Consider the following 16,980-nt stretch of genomic DNA (forward strand, 5'->3'; position numbering starts at 1 on the left):
TTATAACAACTCCTTGCATTTTGTGTAAATTTCTGTAGGCAAGAATGGGTTGCCGTTGTATTTCAATAAGTTTTTGATCTTATCCAGGTTACCAAGATTCATTTTCATGATATTTGCAAGTTGTCCTGTTGAGTTATTTTCAACAACAATCACTGTTTTCGCCGCATCAACCAGTTCTTCCATTTCCTTAGTCGGGAACGGATGAATTAAACGGATTTGAGCATGATTTACTTTAATTCCGTCCGCTTCAAGACGTGGTATCATTTCTTCAATCGCCCCGCGGGTTGAGTTAAATCCGACAACGAGAACATCTGCTTCAGCATGTCTTACATTCTTGTAAACTGGTGTCTTAAAGTTCAAGTTGTTTAATTTGCGATGACGCTTATCCATTTGTGTCTGACGGTTACCGGCTACCTCTGAAGGTTTACCTGTTTCATCATGCTCGACACCTGTCACATGATGAATACCGTTTTTCATACCTGGGAAAACGCGTGGTGATACACCATCTTCAGTATCTTCATAGCGTTTGAAGTATTCCTTTGCTTCAAGTTCAGGAAGGTCTCCAGTCGGTACCTTTCCGCGACGTATTTCAGTCTTACTATAGTCAAGCGGTGATACGGACTGCTTTCCAAGAGATAGTTGAAGATCCGAAAGCACAATTACAGGACACTGAAATTCCTCAGCAATATTTAATGCTTCTGCTGCGTCATAAAACGCCTCTTCAGCAGTACTTGGTGCGATAACTACCTTTGGAATCTCACCGTGAGTTCCATAGATCATCGCCATTAAATCAGACTGTTCTTGTTTTGTTGGAAGCCCTGTTGATGGACCACCACGTTGTGTATCTACTATTACAAGTGGAGTTTCAGTAATACCAGATAGACCGATTGCTTCCATCATTAACGAAAGACCAGGTCCTGCAGAAGCTGTAATTGTACGCACACCTGCATAGTTAGCACCAATTGCCATTGTTGCAGCTGCAATTTCATCTTCAGTCTGAATCACTGTTCCACCATGTTTAGGTAAATGTTTAATCATGTATTCCATAATTTCAGATGCAGGGGTAATTGGGTACGCAGACATAAAACGTACTCCACCTACGAGGAAGCCGAGGGAAATCGCATCGTTACCGATCATAAACATTCGCTTCTGTCCATCAGCCTTTTCAAGCTGTAAACGCTCGATCGGTCCGCCTGCTTGTTCATTGAAGTATTCAGCACCACGTTTGAGTGCATCCATATTTTTTTCTACGACTTTTTCGCCTTTTCGCCCATATACACCTTGGACGACTTCACGATAATCTTCAGTCGGTTGCCCGAGAATGGCGCTTGTTGCACCAATTGCAACCATGTTTTTCATTAAAGAAGTGCCGAGCTCATTCGCAATTTCTGAGAATGGAACCGCATACAACTTCGCTTTACAATCTTCTGGAGCTGTCGGGTTAAACTTGGAGTCTGCGATAATTATTCCTTGATCATGCAGCTCGTGATAATTGACATCAATCGTTTCTTGATCAAATGCAACAAGTATATCTAAATCATCTGAAACCGCACCAATTTCCTTCGTGGATACGCGAATCTTATTATTCGTGTGACCACCTTTAATACGTGAAGAAAAGTGACGGTACGTGTATAAATAATAACCGAATCGGTTTTGAGCAAGTGAAAAAACCTCACCAGTACTGTCGATTCCTTCACCTTGTTGTCCGCCAACTTTCCATGAAAGTTGATCTACCATTTAGAACTCCACCCCTTCTAATGTTCCAATCCATATTCAATAGTTGTAGTAGCATCTTTCGACCAAACCTTTATGTAAATCCTTTCATTTGGAAGAAAAATGATTTATAACGTCTACAATAATAGACCTATCACTTTAAAAATGCAAGTATTCTTCTTAAAATTCTTACATCAATTCGACAATTTTTCAATATTCTAAAATGGAACCCTTTGATTAAAATTCTCATAGCAAAATCCCCGTACAAGTTCTTCAGGGAAGTGCTTCAATAATTCATTGATGAGGCGTTCATATCCGAAATAAGAATCTAACCCTTTGACCGTTTTTGAGATGCCATCAAAGTCTGACCCAAATCCAATATTATGAACACCTCCAAGTGCAGCAATATAATCAATATGCCTGAGAACCGAGGAGATTGTTACTGAATGTTGTTCACTCAAGAAATAAGGTACAAACGTTATTCCAATAGCAGCATCCTTTTGAATTAGTGCGCGCAACTGATTGTCATTCAAATTTCTTGGATGCTCACAAAGTGCTTTTACATTCGAATGTGAGGCAATCACAAAATCTGTTCTCTCCAAGACGTCCCAGAATCCACATTCCGTTAAATGAGAAACATCTGTCCAAATTCTTTCCTCATGTAAATACCGGACTGCCTCCCTACCTAAATTGGACAAACCAGCACTACGTTCCTCTAATACACCATCTGCAAGATCGTTCGCATAGTTCCAAGTCAAACCAACTGACCTTATCCCGAGGTTGACTAGTGTTTGTAATCGAACGAGGTCGTTCGCAATGGGGCCACACCCTTCTAACGTTAATATCGCCCCAATTTCATGATCCTTAAGATCATCTATCTCTTCTCGACTTGTCACCTTTTTTATATCGGGGTATGGCTTAATTATTTTAGAATGGAAAAGCTCAATCATTTCTAATGCAGCTTGGAACCGAGCGTCACCAATTAAATCATCGGGAACAAATACTGCAAAGCACTGCACCTTTGCCCCTACCTGTTTCAGTGCTGGATAGGATACCTGCAGGTGATTCGTATTGTTAAAAGTCAATGATGAACCTCTCCATAGTTTCAATAAGACATCGCAATGTGCATCAAATATTTTCATTTTTTCCTCCTTAATCACATTTACAATATGTATGTAACTCAAGGCATGAAGAGCATGACTCTGAAAAACGGCATAAAAAAAAGAGACTGACCTCCAAAAGCCAGGCTCTCCGGGTAATAAGAGAAAACTCAACAGGGGTCATATTCCTCTGGAATTAAACCAAATTAAGAATTAGAGGCTTTCCTGTATCGTTTTTTGGAGGTGTCACTTTAGGACTAGCTCTAGAACTAAGTCAGCCTCTCATTATTCTTATCTTGGTTCTACAATCAGCTTGATTGCAGTTCGTTCTTCTCCCTCAATCAAAATATCTGTAAATGCAGGGATACAAATGAGGTCAACTCCACTAGGTGCTACAAATCCTCGTGCTATTGCTACAGCTTTAACAGCCTGATTCAACGCACCCGCGCCGATTGCCTGTATTTCGGCATTTCCTCGTTCTCGGAGGACTCCAGCTAGGGCACCAGCTACAGAATTAGGATTGGACTTTGCTGAAACCTTTAATATTTCCATGATTTGTACCTCCTTAATCTATCCTACCACTCTTACTATATTCACGAATGAGGCTTGTATTCCTTCTAATTTTCTAATAATTCTAAAAACAAAATCGAAGCTAGTCGAAGAAAGGTCGATCCTCGTTTATTTGTATTCGGCTAATTTTAGTAGCATGGCCAGTATTGCGTTCCAGATCAATAACGACCCCACTTAACTGTTCCCTTCCTTTTTCTACTTCAAACCTCACTGGAAGGCTAGTGAGAAATTTTTTCAGAACAGCTTCTTTACTCATACCTAGGATTCCGTCATAAGGTCCGGTCATTCCTACATCTGAAAGGAAAGCCGTTCCATCCGGTAAAATCCGTTCATCTGCTGTTTGTACATGTGTATGAGTTCCAATGACTGCAGATACTCTTCCGTCCAAATACCAACCCATCGCTTGTTTTTCACTTGTCGCTTCAGCATGAAAATCTACAAATATGTATGGGGTACGCTTCTTAAGTTGTGTAATAATTTCATCTGCCTTTCTAAATGGGCAGTCTAGCGGGGGCATAAAGGTACGGCCCTGCATATTCACAATACCGAATTCCACGTCATTCACTTTTATCAGTGTATACCCTTGCCCCGGCGTATTCTCAGGAAAGTTTGCCGGCCGAACCATCTGTGGTACATCATCAATAAAATCAAAAATCTCCTTGTTATCCCACGTGTGGTTCCCCATTGTGATAGCTTGTGCACCCCATTGCTTTAGATTACGGGTGATCTTCTCATTAATTCCTTTTCCATGAGAAGCATTCTCTCCATTTACGATAGTGAGTGTTGGCTGATACTTTGAACGTAGCTTTGGAAGATAGGTTTCTACCATTTTTCTTCCAGGTGCACCCACCACATCACCAATAAATAAAATTCTCATTTATAATTCTCCTTTTATGTTATATATTCGTGTGAAAAAAAATAAAGTGGCGTATAGCCACTTTATTTCGCATACTCGACAGCTCTCGTTTCACGGATAACCGTGACCTTAATATGACCTGGGTAATCAAGCTGATCTTCAATTTTCTTCGTAATATCCCTTGCCAATCGATGTGATTCGATGTCATCAACCATATCCGGACGTACCATGATTCTAATTTCTCGTCCTGCTTGGATCGCAAATGATTTTTCAACACCATCAAAGGATTCCGAAATTTCTTCAAGCTTTTCAAGCCTTTTAATATATGTTTCAAGTGTTTCTCTTCTTGCACCTGGTCTTGCAGCGGATAACGCATCTGCGGCAGCAACCAGAACTGCAACAATGGAAGTTGGTTCTGTATCTCCATGGTGTGAAGCAATACTATTAATAACAACAGGGTGTTCTTTATACTTCTCAGCTAATTCCACACCAATTTCAACATGACTACCTTCCACCTCATGGTCGATTGCTTTACCGATATCATGTAGCAACCCTGCTCTGCGTGCAACATTCACATCTTCACCAAGTTCAGCTGCCATCAGCCCTGCTAAGTAAGCAACTTCCATCGAGTGTTTCAATACATTCTGACCGTAGCTCGTTCGATACTTCAAACGTCCGAGTACTTTGATAAGGTCTGGATGCAATCCATGAACTCCGATTTCAAAGGTCGTTTGTTCCCCGACCTCACGGATATACTCATCAACTTCTCTTCTAGACTTATCAACCATTTCCTCGATCCGGGCAGGATGTATACGCCCATCAGATACGAGCTTATCGAGAGCGATTCTTGCAATCTCTCTACGAATTGGATCAAAACCAGAAAGAATTACAGCCTCAGGAGTATCATCAATGATAAGATCAATCCCCGTTAACGTTTCAAGTGTACGAATATTACGACCTTCTCGACCGATAATACGACCTTTCATTTCATCATTCGGCAGATTGACAACAGAAACTGTTGTTTCCGCCACGTGGTCAGCAGCACAACGCTGGATGGCAAGAGATAATATCTCTTTAGCTTTCTTATCTGCTTCTTCCTTGGCGCGATTTTCACGTTCCTTCACCATACTGGCAAGCTCATGATCAATCTCTTGTTGTGCTTGCTGCATGATTATCTGCTTCGCTTCTTCGCGGGAAATGCCAGATACTCGTTCAAGCTCCTTTTGCTGTTGCTGTAGTACCAGCTCCACTTTGCTTTCCATCTCTTCAATTTGTTGTTGTTTTTTGGTGAGAGAATCCTCCCTCTTTTCTAATGATTCCTCTTTTTTGTCCAAGGTTTCACTTTTGCGGTCAAGGACCTCTTCTTTTTGAACCAATCGATGTTCTTGTTTTTGAAGCTCAGTTCTGCGTTCACGAATTTCTCGTTCAGCTTCTACTCTTTGTTTATGGTTCTCGTCCTTAGCCTCGAGTAGTGCTTCTTTCTTGCTAGCTTCAGCTTCTCGCTTTCCGTCTTCAATAATTTGCTTTGCTGCATGCTCCGCACTGGAAATTTTCGCTTCAGCAATCGATTTACGAACAAGATATCCAACAACTGCACCGACTACTGCAGAGACAAGCAAAATGGAGATGATGACTAGTATATTAATATCCATACCTTTCACCTCCTCTTGCTATCTACTTGTTGGTTGTAATTTTGAATAGTTTGTCATACAGCTAGCTATTCACATACAGCTCATTTCATTTCATTGTTCAATCTAATAATTGTTAAAGTAATCAAACAATATACATTAATTGTATAGATGTCTATTTTCAATGTCAAGAGCTTACAGAGCGACTGTGCAAGTGAGTGCCTTCGTTTATAGAATAAAAATAAAGACAAGCCTTTAAAAAACTTACAGGCTTGTCTTTATACATATAAAGATTCCACTCGGTACCCAAGATAGAAGCAGAGCCTGACTCTTTAGACGAGTGAGTCTTTCTCCTCTTCTTCAGCTGCAGCAGTTTCCACATTTAGCTGATAGTAGGACCTGAGCTGTTGATAGATTTCAGATTCGATCGCACCATTTTCCTTTAAGTACTGCTTGGCGTTTTCACGTCCTTGACCTAAACGTTCTCCGTTGAAGGAATACCATGCACCACTCTTTTGAACGATATCAATTTCTGATCCGATATCAAGAATCTCACCTTGTCGTGAAATTCCTTCACCGTACATAATGTCGACTTCGGCTACTTTAAACGGAGGTGCGACTTTGTTCTTCACGACTTTGATTCGCGTTTTATTACCAACCATCTCATTACCTTGCTTTAACGTCTCGGCACGACGTACTTCTAGACGTACTGAAGAATAGAACTTAAGTGCTCTTCCTCCAGGCGTTGTTTCTGGGTTCAGACTTGTTATCGTAAGGTTTTTTACCCTTACTTCTGTATGTTTCCATACAGCTCAGCATACCTTTTCACCCTCACCATATGTGCTAGGGTGGAGCGGCCTCGTGGATGGATTATATTCTCAAAAAGAGATTCACCATCTATGCGTTGCCCCTGACCAATGTATTATCACAGGCCTTCGGTTCGGGTTACCTTATCCAATGAGACTTAGGCTTTCCCGCTTCATTCCGCTCTCATATTCCATTAGATTTCTCTATTGGACGGCAAACTGCTTTATGTTATTCACAACTTGGTTATATTTCTGATTTAAATCTAGCTCCCAAATATAAAGTATCTTGTAACCCAATTCGTTAAAACATCCACGTTTCATTTTATCTTGTTTAATTTTGTTACGTTGAATTTCATCCTTAGGTCCATCATAAATACAAGGATTGCAATGCCAATAATCACCCTGTACTTCAATGATTTTGTTATTAAATAATACAAAATCCGCAATAAATCCTCGAATGTTTACTTGCATCTTATATTCAATGTAGTAACGTTTAAGAATTTCCTCAACCTCACGTTCAATGTAAGTAGAAACATCCCTGTTAAGCTTAAGTTCATTAGCTTTAGTATGAATCGATTTAAACGTTCGATTTAAATGTTGTGACATTTGAATCATCAATCCATGTTTATAATGAATCTCTAAATAAGAAATTTCAGAGTTGGACCAAACAGGTTTTTTAGTGTATTTCTTCAATCCCTCGTAAAACATCTTTTTTTGAATAGATTGTTTTGTTCTATTTAAAGAATCTGCGAGTTGTTGTTGATTAAACTTCATAAAATGTTCTTGTAAAAAAGAAATTTCCTCTTCGTTCCACACTTTACTAGAATGGGCATGATAGATAGTACTGTTTGTTTTTTCTCTTAACCCATAATATTCCGCCATTCTATACAAGGTCCCTAGGTTTATCTCAAGCTTTGAACAAATTTCATTTGGGGGTACCTTCTTGTAGTTATCCTTAAGAAATTGAATTTTTTCCAATGTCCATTTTCGTTTAATACTATTAATTTTCTCTTTTGACTTTTTCAAGTTTAGCATCCTGGCTTTTCTTTCAATAGATCCAACAGTCCTACCTAATTTATCAGCCAACTCTGGGTTAGACATTAAATTATAGTTAACTGTAAGAAGAGTGAGGTCCTCAGTAGTCCATCTCTTTGTTTTTCTAATACCTAATCTACTTGCCTTTTGTTCAATTGAACGTGGAGTCTTTCTTAAAATCATTGCAATCTGGGATAATTGCAAAGTTTTATAGTGTTTTTCGAGAAACTTTATCTCAGAATTTGACCAAGCAGCCATCATATCACTTCCTATATTTAGGCTGAATGTAAACTATTTCAAGCAGCTAATTTACCGAACATAACGCCGACTTTCTCACGAATCTGGTTGATGAAGATCGCAATCGTTTTCGATTTACTTATTGCACCAGATAATTTTCTTAATGCTTGGGACATTAGTCGAGCTTGAAGACCGACATGTGAATCTCCCATTTCTCCTTCGATTTCCGCTTTTGGTACGAGTGCCGCAACGGAGTCGATGATGAGAATATCAACAGCACCACTTCGAACGAGTGCCTCTGCAATTTCAAGTGCTTGCTCACCCGTGTCTGGTTGAGATAGTAATAGTTCATTAATATCAACGCCTAGCTTCTCAGCATATACCGGATCGAGTGCGTGCTCGGCATCGATGAAAGCTGCTTGTCCGCCGTTTCGCTGTACTTCAGCAATGGCATGTAGAGCTACCGTTGTTTTACCAGAGGATTCGGGCAGGAATGTTATACACAAGGCTTTTTATCCTTGCTTCTGGAGGTCACCCTCATCATCATACACCCTGGTAAGCATATGACTACAGCTGGTCTATTCCAGCTCAGCTCAGCGTACATATTATCCCTCAGCACAATCTGTTAGGGAAGGGACACTCTTGGGCTTTGTCATAACTAGAGACAAAGTTGAGAAACACTGAGCCTTCTCAAGGTTTTATATTCTCACAAAGCTATTTTTTCAACTACTCGTCAAATATAATTTGTAAGTGTCAACCCCTACGCGTTACGGTACTTAAGGCTCTTTACTTCCTTAAGTTACCTCGGAATCGTCTCTTAAGAGATGTTCTCCGATTTTGCCCCTTTCAACTTATTCGTTTCCCAATAAGCGGGCGATTCGCTTAATCTTATAAAGTTATCATTGCCTTACTTTATTTTATTAAGCTGATAGTTCACCATATACCTCAATTACTCTTCCTCTCGGATAACCGCCTACACCTAGCGCAATATCGAGTGCAAGAGATCCGCTGGATGAAGTGGAGACACGGCTTTCCGTTTGCTCTCCTAATTTCATCACAGATCCTTTACCGAATTGCTTTTCGATCTGTCGTAATGCCATATCTAGTGCTGCCTTACGATCACTCATTTAATCACTCCTTTATTTTTAACCTAATCCCATCATACCTTTTTTCATCCTATTTGCCAATACTTTTTACGAACATTCATTCGCCTGTGGATTCTAGCAACTTTTTCAGGTAAAACAAACCATAATTAATCGTTCTTGTCCGTACTGCATTACGGTCTCCGGCTAAACGAAGTGGATAAACGAACGTCCCTTTTGGCGTTGCAATTCCTATAAATACAGTTCCAGATGGTTTGCCTTCCATTTCATTTGGTCCTGCAACTCCTGTAAATCCGATCCCATAATCACTATTGAATAATTCACGGACGTTCTCGGCCATCAACTTCGCACAAGCCTCACTAACAGCACCGTCTTGGTCGAGGACTTGCTTTGGTATTTTCAATTGCTGTTCTTTAATTTCGTTTTGGTAACAAATGATCCCCCCCTGCAAGACTTGTCCTGCCCCGGAGATCTTCGTTATTTCATGACCGAAAAAACCTCCTGTTAAACTTTCTGCACATGAAATGGTTTCATTTCTCACTTTTAATGTTTTCAGGACCTCATCTACGAGGGTCGTTTCATCGTATCCATAGAAATAGTCACCTACTCTATCGAAAATCTCCTGTTCAACCTTTTCAATCATTTCAATTCCTTTTGCGGTCGATTCACATTTCGCAGTTAACCTTAAAGTTACTTCAAAATTACCGGCTAAAGGAGCGATCGTCGGGTTCGTTTGTTCATCAATCAGATCCATCAATTTTGTTTCAAGTGCAGACTCACCAATTCCATAAAACCTGAGAACACGGGAGTAAATTAATGAATTATCCTCTCGAAAGCCCTGTAAAAAAGGCAGCCCATAGTTCATAAACATAGGCTGAAGTTCCTTTGGTGGTCCAGGAAACAGCATGTATAACTTGTTTTCAAGCTCTAGTCCAATCCCAGGAGCCATACCATTTTTATTCGGTAAAACTTCTGCTCCATCAAACACTAGTGCTTGCCGACGGTTGTTCTCTGACATCACCTGCCCTGTTTTTTGGTAATAAGCCTCGATTTGTTGCATCGCATCCTTATTTTCTACAAGCGTAGTTCCAAGATGTTGCGCAATTGTTTCTTTCGTAAGATCATCTTTCGTCGGGCCTAGCCCGCCAGTAAAAATCAAAAGATCTGATCTCTGTTCAGCTGTTTCAATTACCGATAATAACCGTTCCTTGTTATCTCCAACTACAGAATGATAAAACACATTTATACCTTGCTCGGCAAGTCCCTTCGAAATAAATTGTGCATTTGTGTTTGCGATTTGTCCTAATAATAGTTCTGATCCTATTGCAATGATTTCTGCATTCAACTAAAGCACCTCTTTTATTGTGGAATTATAATAGACTGACTCGTGTTAAGGTAATATGCACCTCGTGTTAAAAGGATACTAAACCTGATTGAGTCAGTCTATATTTGAGCTTGTTCTTATTTTGACTTCAGCATAATATGTTTGTTTTTCATAAAATAATCCCATCCTGAAAAGACGGTGATGATAACCGCTGCCCATAATGCAATCGTAGCAAACGGTAAAGAAAGCCCTGTAAAAGGAACATTGTGCAAAAGAAGGGCTGCAATCGCAATGATCTGAATCCATGTCTTTAATTTTCCTAGGTTACTCGCAGCTATAACATCCCCGTCACCTGCTGCTATCAATCTGAGTCCTGTAACTGCAAATTCCCTACTAAGGATAAGAATAATCATCCACGCTGGAGCAAGGTCCAATTCTACTAAACCGACAAAGGCTGCCGTAACAAGAAGTTTATCAGCTAGCGGATCAAGAAACTTCCCCAGGTTGGTTACCATGTTTAGCTTTCTGGCGTAATATCCATCAATCCAGTCTGTGCAAGATGCCACGATAAAGATGATTGCAGCTACAAAATGATGAACTGGAATTTCACCGGAAAGGACTTCAATGATGCCCCACTCAAAAGGAACCAACAAAATAATCATAAAAATGGGAATTAAGAGTACTCGAGATAGTGTAATTTTATTTGGTAAGTTCATAAAAGCCTCCTGTATTGATCAGCTCAAGCATGTATATTTTACCACAATCTCTTGAAAAGAAAACGTATTTTTAGTGATACTGTAATTTCACTAGAAGTAATGAATAAGTAGGAATCTTCTCTTTAAATCCAATAGAAAAGGGGTGGCTTATGATGATAAGGCCACGCCCTGTATATGGAATACTTTACGATTGTGTTGATTCTTTAGCACTCTTGTCATTCTCAATAACAATGATTTGATGTGGCCGTTCAGAAGGTTCAACTGGGAATTTGAATGGTTTGCCATTGATTGTCATATGAACATTTTGTGAGGCACCAATATTAAATGTTGCTTTTGGTTGGTCCGTTAGGGTGTAAGTTAATGTTTCCCCTTTTTGAAAGGTTTTTGGACCAGGTGCTACATATTCACCATTATTATTTTTGACATCAATATAGACATTTCCTTTTGTTTGAATCTCAACCTTAAATTCCTCAGTATTTGAAAGTTTGTATGTCGCCACTTTACCTTCTAAGGAAATTTGTTCAAGCTTTTGCTCTGGCTTCTTTTCTTTTACCTCTGGTTCTGACTCCGTTTCTTTATCAGGGCTTTCTTTCTTCTCTCCGTCTGCTACTTTGTCAGAATTGGCTTGATCTTCAGGCTGTTCTTCACCAGCCGTACTTTCAAAGTTTTCAACCACATCCTTATTCGGTTCTTGGGCTGTGTCATCTGAATTATTTGTAATAAGCCAGTATAACCCTACTAGTACAGCACCAAGGAGAAGAATCGTAAGAACAAAAGGAAAGACCTTTAATAACTTGTTTTCCTTAGGAACATTTGAGTTTGTCCTTGATGCTCGCGGAACAAAGTCAGTTTGTTGTTCATTTGATGCAGGTAGATCTTGCGAGTATTGTTCAAATAACTCTTCAGGGTCAAGCCCTACTGCTTCTGCATAATTCTTGGTAAACGCTCTCGCATAAAAAGCCCCGGGAAGAACAGAATAATCCCCTTCCTCAAGTGCTTGCAGGTACCGTTTCTGAATCTTAGTGATCTCTTGTAGTTCTTCCATTGTATAATTGTTCTCTAAACGTGCTTCCTTTAAACGCTGTCCTAGTTCTGTCACACTACCACCTGCCACTATTCAAAATCAAATGTTGTTGGGTTCGTATTATCAATTAGATCATATGTAATTTCTTCATTCGAATCACTTCGAAGTTCGATAATATAATCAAAATCGTCTAATTCATACTCAGACTCTCTTACAAAAATATCTGGATGTTCTACAATTTTTGTTGCAGGAAGTCTTACAATCTCACGTATCAGTTGCCAATGTCTTTCAGATGAACGTTTCATGGAAACAATCCCATCGATCAAAAACACATGATCTTTGCTATATTCATCATCAGCCAGTTGACTCCGAATTGTTTGGCGTAGAAGGGTAGATGAAACGAAAACCCACCGTTTATTAGCACATACACTTGCAGCAACTATGGATTCTGTCTTGCCAACCCGCGGCATACCACGGATCCCAATCAACTTATGGCCTTCTACCTTAAGCAATTCAGCCATAAAATCAACAAGAAGGCCAAGTTCATCCCTTACAAAACGAAATGTTTTCTTATCATCAGCATCCCTTTGGATATAACGACCATGACGAACTGCAAGACGATCTCGAAGCTTTGGTTTTCTCATCTTCGTTATCGTAATATTATCCATCGTTTCAAGAATGGTTTTTAAACGTTCGACCTGTTCGGGATTATGGACAAGTAAAAGCATACCTCTGCGTTCGTTATCGACACCGTTAATGGTTATTATATTAATTCCAAGCATACCAAGTAAGGATGATATATCTCCTAATAACCCCGGACGGTTTTTATGAATTTCATATTCTAAGTACCATTCCTGTTTATCCATACTCATCTCCTTCTTGTTCCTTATCCCTAAATTCCGTACCCTTTTCTCTAATAATAAATGATTTTATAGGTTAAGAAAAGGATTAAATACACTGTATATCCAAAAAAGGCCATGATAGCTATAAAGAAAAGCGGAAGTGCCCTGTTGAGGTGTGATAAAGAAGACTGGTAAACGTGGAACAAAGAAAAAGGGGCCAGCCCTTGATGAGCCAGCCCTTTCCCTACTTATAACGGTTTAGTTGTTACTCCTTATTATTCTTAACGAGCTTCACCATCATGCTTGCGATTGTATGGCGCTCCTCTTCAGAAGCGACACTCCAAAGATCGGCAAGAACTCTTTCTTCAGCATTTTTCGGTTCAACCTGTTCAGAAAGGTATCCGCCAATTTCGGTTGCAATTTCCGTTACAGCATTTTCATTCATTCCTTTTTCTTGTGCCTGACGTAAACGCCCGCCAAGAAATCCTTTCCATTGATCCCAGTTGTCAAGAACAGACATCGTTTTGTCCCTCCTAGAAATATAAAATCGTTCAAACTTTAATATGTCTATAAGAAGGAAATTTTATTCATCGAACTTTTAACAATGCCATGCCCCATTTACTGAGAGAATTTGACCTGTTATATAAGTTGACCTATTTGAAATTAAAAAGCATACAGCATCTGCAACTTCATCTGGTTGACCAAATCGCCCAAGAGGTATATCTTCCTGAAGTGTTTCTAGTTCCTGCTGTGACAGATGGTGGTTCATCTTCGTATCAATGATTCCTGGAGCCACTGCATTTACTCGAATCCCGCTCGGTGCAAGTTCTTTCGATAAAGCCTTTACCATTGTGTTGACTCCACCTTTCACCATCGAGTAAAGCACCTCACATGATGCTCCGGTTTCGCCCCAAATTGACGAAATCATAACGATCGAGCCAGCCTTCCTCGAGACCATCTGTGGCAGTATATTTTGAATAAGCTGAAACGGACTTTTCATGTGTAACTGTGTCATGGCATCGAGTTCACTCGGCGAAACATCAGTGATCAAGCCTGTTAAAGAACTTCCGCAGTTATATACCAGTACATCAATCGAGTTTGAAAGCTTATTTACGAGTTGTTGCACTCCATCAGGTAATGCAAGGTCTCCATATATAAGGTGACAATCCGTCATCTTTTCTAGTTCGAATTTCAGCCGTTCACAGCTTTCTTTATTTTGAAAATAGTGCAAATAGAGCCCGTATCCTTCTAAAGCAAGTTTTCTTGCGATTGCTTTCCCTATATCTCCACTCGCACCGGTTATTAATGCATATCCCCTCATTATTTCCTCCGAAAAGCATTGAATTTTATTATCCTTTTTTCGGTCGTAATTGACAACTTGTGAAAGCCTTTTGGTCAAAGTGTTCGTTTAGTGTACGTTCCAATACATCTTTAGTAACCTTCTCATAAGCTTCGACTACTTTAAAGAGATTCATTTCTCCAAACTCATAACGTGTAAACTGATTTGCGATAAATTCCGGTGAATTCATTGAGCGTAAAAAACCACCCATCTTTTTCTTCTTTAATCGATCAATTGAATCATTATCTATCCCTTTTGATTTTACAGTCTCGATAATATTAACAAGCCTTTCCGTTAGAAGATCAGGGTCACTTGTATCTCCTCCAATTAACGAAAAGCCGAATTCACCCTCTTCTGTGTAGTCAAAAGAAAAGGTTTGGTCGATTAACCCTTCACTATATAACTCTTCATAGTAGTTTGAACTTTGTCCGAACATATAATCGAGAAGGAGGTTGATTGAAAGTTCTTGGATTAGACGTTCTTCCCCATAACGATCAGGCTTCGCCTCCTTGAAACCTACCATACACTTTGGTGTCTGCACAGTCATCTTAATGACTGATTTCTTTTTAGCGACTTCTACAGGTTCGTTTTCAAAGAAACGCTTTATTTCCTCAGGAGGGGCAAACTCTTTTTGAGCTTGATTTTCTTTAACAAGCTTAATTATTTCATGAGGGCCGACATTTCCAACAATGAACAACAGCATATTACTCGGATGGTAGAACGTCTCATAGCACGTATACAGTAAGTCTTTTGTGATCTTTGCAATTGACGGCACGGTGCCTGCGATGTCAATTTTCACTGGATTGTGATGGAACATATTTTGGATGACTCCAAAATAAACCCGCCAGTCCGGATTGTCATCATACATCTCGATTTCCTGACCAATAATACCCTTTTCCTTTTCCACAGTTGTTTCCGTAAAGTAAGGCTCTTGCACGAAATCAATAAGCGTACGAAGATTTTTCTTCACATTGGATGTACTTGAAAACAAGTAGGCTGTCCGGGTAAATGAAGTAAACGCATTTGCAGAAGCTCCTTGTTTACTGAAGTCCTGAAAGACATCCCCATCTTCCTTTTCAAAAAGCTTATGTTCAAGAAAGTGAGCGATCCCGTCTGGTACTTGGAGCTGATCATTTTCACCTAGAGGAACAAAATGATTGTCGATAGAGCCATATTTCGTTGTAAACGTTGCATATGTTTTGTTAAACCCCTTTTTTGGTAAAACATAAACCTTCAAGCCGTTTTCAAACTCTTCAGAGTAAAGTGTTTCTTTCAACTGGTCATATTGAATTTCATTCATCGTTTTGACCCTCCCCCTTTAAGAAGTAAACTGTATCGAGGGTAACAGTAGAAGCAGCCTCAATGACATCTTGTAAAGAAACATTGCTAATTCCCTCTAGCCATTCATCAATAGATCGTTCAACTCCAGAAACTTTGGAGTGATATAACAATTCAATCCAACTGTTCGGATTGTCAACAGATTCAAGAATTTGATTCCGAAGCATTTCTTTTGTTTGCGTTAGTTCATCATTTGTTATCGAACCGTTTTTCATATTCTCCATTTGCTCACGGATGATCGACACGGCTTTATCGTAATTTTTAAATTCAATACCTGACATGACGAAAATCGCACCAATATGGCTCTCCATTCTAGAAACCGCATAATATGCGAGGCTTTCTTTTTCCCGGACATTAATAAACAGTTTAGAATGTGAGAAACCGCCAAAAATACCATTAAACACTTGGATCGCGTAATAGTTCTCATCCTCAAATGTAATTGAAGTACGGTACCCGATATGAAGTTTACCTTGTTTAACATCTTGTTCCTCAAATATGACGTTTTCTTTATCCTTTACATCATAACGAATAGAGTCAGATTCTTGTCCACTAACTCTTTCAGACAACTGAAAATTGGACTTAACCGTGTTTTGCACCTCATCACCATTGACATCACCTACAACATATATATCAATTTCATCATTTGCGAGCACATCTTTATAATAGGTAAACAATGCTTCAGAGGTAATTGAATCGACTTCATCCTCTTTACCATAAGCATGGTGTGCATACACATCATTTTCAAACATTTCCTCGATTAAACGCTTATTTGCATAGCGCATTTTATCATCGTATATCGATTGAATTCTTTGCTTAAGAACTCTTTTTTCCTTTTGAACAATTTTCTCATCAAATTTTTCGTCTTTTACGAACGGATGCTGAACAACTTCAGAAAGAAATGAAAGTGCTTGTTTTAACAGAGGCTCTTGCTCTAATAAAAATTTTTCATTTGAAACGTCCATTCGTATTGAAATAATCTGATAGTTACCTTTTTTGGCAACAGAGGATGAAAAACCAGCTCCATACATATCTTCTAAAAAACGATGAATATGTAATGAGGAAGGGTATGATTTCGTGCCGCTTTTCAAAACTTGTGCCAACAGTGCACGTTTTGTTACATTTTCGGGTTCAATTTTACGTTTAATATTTATAGCAATTGTTGTTGTCTTATACTTTTCTGTTTCGACTAAATGTAAATTAAACCCTTCGCATTTGGTTGTGCGAGGTGTTGTTGTCATTGTCATAAAATAAACCTCTCCTTCATTTTTTTAATTAGTGTACCCAAACTAATGCGGAAACATAAACCAATATAGTATACGATAAAAGAACTTGGGTAATTACGAATAAAA

The 16,980-nt window shown here is 39.2% G+C and carries 14 protein-coding genes and 3 pseudogenes; all 17 read right to left on the reverse strand.

The window, feature by feature from the left end; translation table 11 throughout:
- The 17 genes and pseudogenes from NON16_RS21570 to yfmF all read right to left on the reverse strand — a co-directional run bounded on the left by NON16_RS21570 (position 1) and on the right by yfmF (position 16,875).
- A complete protein-coding gene (locus NON16_RS21570) occupies positions 1 to 1,737 on the reverse strand; it encodes a 2-oxoacid:acceptor oxidoreductase subunit alpha (protein WP_257351466.1) in 1,737 nt (578 codons plus the stop codon).
- Positions 1,738 to 1,931: 194 nt separating this feature from the next.
- Positions 1,932 to 2,855 (reverse strand): dipeptidase, encoded by a 924-nt coding sequence (locus NON16_RS21575; RefSeq protein ID WP_257351467.1) that lies wholly within the window; start codon positions 2,853 to 2,855, stop codon positions 1,932 to 1,934.
- A gap of 249 nt (positions 2,856 to 3,104) precedes the next feature.
- Positions 3,105 to 3,365 (reverse strand): stage V sporulation protein SpoVS, encoded by a 261-nt coding sequence (spoVS, locus tag NON16_RS21580; protein ID WP_257351468.1) that lies wholly within the window; start codon positions 3,363 to 3,365, stop codon positions 3,105 to 3,107.
- Positions 3,366 to 3,465: 100 nt separating this feature from the next.
- The gene (locus NON16_RS21585; protein ID WP_257351469.1) at positions 3,466 to 4,260 is read right to left on the reverse strand and encodes a TIGR00282 family metallophosphoesterase; all 795 of its coding nucleotides are present in this window, start codon (positions 4,258 to 4,260) and stop codon (positions 3,466 to 3,468) included.
- Positions 4,261 to 4,322: 62 nt separating this feature from the next.
- Positions 4,323 to 5,891 (reverse strand): ribonuclease Y, encoded by a 1,569-nt coding sequence (rny, locus tag NON16_RS21590; protein ID WP_257351470.1) that lies wholly within the window; start codon positions 5,889 to 5,891, stop codon positions 4,323 to 4,325.
- A 308-nt stretch (positions 5,892 to 6,199) separates the two neighbouring features.
- A pseudogene (locus NON16_RS21595) lies at positions 6,200 to 6,625 on the reverse strand (recombinase RecA family protein); the annotation flags it as partial.
- 252 nt (positions 6,626 to 6,877) lie between these two features.
- A complete protein-coding gene (locus NON16_RS21600; protein ID WP_257351471.1) occupies positions 6,878 to 7,966 on the reverse strand; it encodes an endonuclease domain-containing protein in 1,089 nt (362 codons plus the stop codon).
- 53 nt (positions 7,967 to 8,019) lie between these two features.
- Positions 8,020 to 8,433, reverse strand: a pseudogene (locus NON16_RS21605) (recombinase RecA family protein); the annotation flags it as partial.
- 435 nt (positions 8,434 to 8,868) lie between these two features.
- Positions 8,869 to 9,072, reverse strand: a pseudogene (locus NON16_RS21610) (recombinase RecA); the annotation flags it as partial.
- 76 nt (positions 9,073 to 9,148) lie between these two features.
- Positions 9,149 to 10,393, reverse strand: coding sequence for a competence/damage-inducible protein A (locus NON16_RS21615; protein WP_257351472.1), 1,245 nt, complete (start codon positions 10,391 to 10,393; stop codon positions 9,149 to 9,151).
- Positions 10,394 to 10,509: 116 nt separating this feature from the next.
- Complete coding sequence (pgsA, locus tag NON16_RS21620; RefSeq protein ID WP_257351473.1) at positions 10,510 to 11,088, reverse strand: CDP-diacylglycerol--glycerol-3-phosphate 3-phosphatidyltransferase; 579 nt, start codon at positions 11,086 to 11,088, stop codon at positions 10,510 to 10,512.
- A 184-nt stretch (positions 11,089 to 11,272) separates the two neighbouring features.
- Positions 11,273 to 12,187 carry a helix-turn-helix domain-containing protein gene (locus NON16_RS21625; protein WP_257351474.1) on the reverse strand — a complete coding sequence of 305 codons (915 nt, stop codon included), beginning with the start codon at positions 12,185 to 12,187 and terminating at the stop codon, positions 11,273 to 11,275.
- Positions 12,188 to 12,201: 14 nt separating this feature from the next.
- Positions 12,202 to 12,978: a DUF3388 domain-containing protein gene (locus NON16_RS21630; protein WP_257351475.1), complete on the reverse strand. Its 777-nt coding sequence runs from the start codon at positions 12,976 to 12,978 to the stop codon at positions 12,202 to 12,204.
- Between the two features lie 241 nt (positions 12,979 to 13,219).
- Positions 13,220 to 13,474, reverse strand: coding sequence for a DUF3243 domain-containing protein (locus NON16_RS21635; protein ID WP_257351476.1), 255 nt, complete (start codon positions 13,472 to 13,474; stop codon positions 13,220 to 13,222).
- Positions 13,475 to 13,552: 78 nt separating this feature from the next.
- Positions 13,553 to 14,275, reverse strand: a complete 723-nt coding sequence (gene ymfI / locus NON16_RS21640) for an elongation factor P 5-aminopentanone reductase (RefSeq protein ID WP_257351477.1) — start codon at positions 14,273 to 14,275, stop codon at positions 13,553 to 13,555.
- Between the two features lie 28 nt (positions 14,276 to 14,303).
- Positions 14,304 to 15,593: an EF-P 5-aminopentanol modification-associated protein YfmH gene (gene yfmH / locus NON16_RS21645; protein WP_257351478.1), complete on the reverse strand. Its 1,290-nt coding sequence runs from the start codon at positions 15,591 to 15,593 to the stop codon at positions 14,304 to 14,306.
- Complete coding sequence (gene yfmF, locus NON16_RS21650; RefSeq protein ID WP_257351479.1) at positions 15,586 to 16,875, reverse strand: EF-P 5-aminopentanol modification-associated protein YfmF; 1,290 nt, start codon at positions 16,873 to 16,875, stop codon at positions 15,586 to 15,588. Before yfmF ends, yfmH begins: the two co-directional genes overlap by 8 nt.
- Positions 16,876 to 16,980: the final 105 nt, after the last annotated feature.

Source organism: Pseudalkalibacillus decolorationis (assembly GCF_024609785.1).
Lineage (GTDB): Bacteria > Bacillota > Bacilli > Bacillales > Fictibacillaceae > Pseudalkalibacillus > Pseudalkalibacillus decolorationis.

Coding starts and splice junctions, on each gene's coding strand:
- spoVS (WP_257351468.1), bottom strand. CDS start 3,365: ATGGAAATATTAAAGGTTTCAGCAAAGTCCAATCCTAATTCTGTAGCT.
- NON16_RS21570 (WP_257351466.1), bottom strand. CDS start 1,737: ATGGTAGATCAACTTTCATGGAAAGTTGGCGGACAACAAGGTGAAGGA.
- NON16_RS21600 (WP_257351471.1), bottom strand. CDS start 7,966: ATGGCTGCTTGGTCAAATTCTGAGATAAAGTTTCTCGAAAAACACTAT.
- NON16_RS21635 (WP_257351476.1), bottom strand. CDS start 13,474: ATGTCTGTTCTTGACAACTGGGATCAATGGAAAGGATTTCTTGGCGGG.
- NON16_RS21630 (WP_257351475.1), bottom strand. CDS start 12,978: ATGGATAAACAGGAATGGTACTTAGAATATGAAATTCATAAAAACCGT.
- NON16_RS21575 (WP_257351467.1), bottom strand. CDS start 2,855: ATGAAAATATTTGATGCACATTGCGATGTCTTATTGAAACTATGGAGA.
- yfmH (WP_257351478.1), bottom strand. CDS start 15,593: ATGAATGAAATTCAATATGACCAGTTGAAAGAAACACTTTACTCTGAA.
- rny (WP_257351470.1), bottom strand. CDS start 5,891: ATGGATATTAATATACTAGTCATCATCTCCATTTTGCTTGTCTCTGCA.
- yfmF (WP_257351479.1), bottom strand. CDS start 16,875: ATGACAATGACAACAACACCTCGCACAACCAAATGCGAAGGGTTTAAT.
- ymfI (WP_257351477.1), bottom strand. CDS start 14,275: ATGAGGGGATATGCATTAATAACCGGTGCGAGTGGAGATATAGGGAAA.
- NON16_RS21585 (WP_257351469.1), bottom strand. CDS start 4,260: ATGAGAATTTTATTTATTGGTGATGTGGTGGGTGCACCTGGAAGAAAA.
- pgsA (WP_257351473.1), bottom strand. CDS start 11,088: ATGAACTTACCAAATAAAATTACACTATCTCGAGTACTCTTAATTCCC.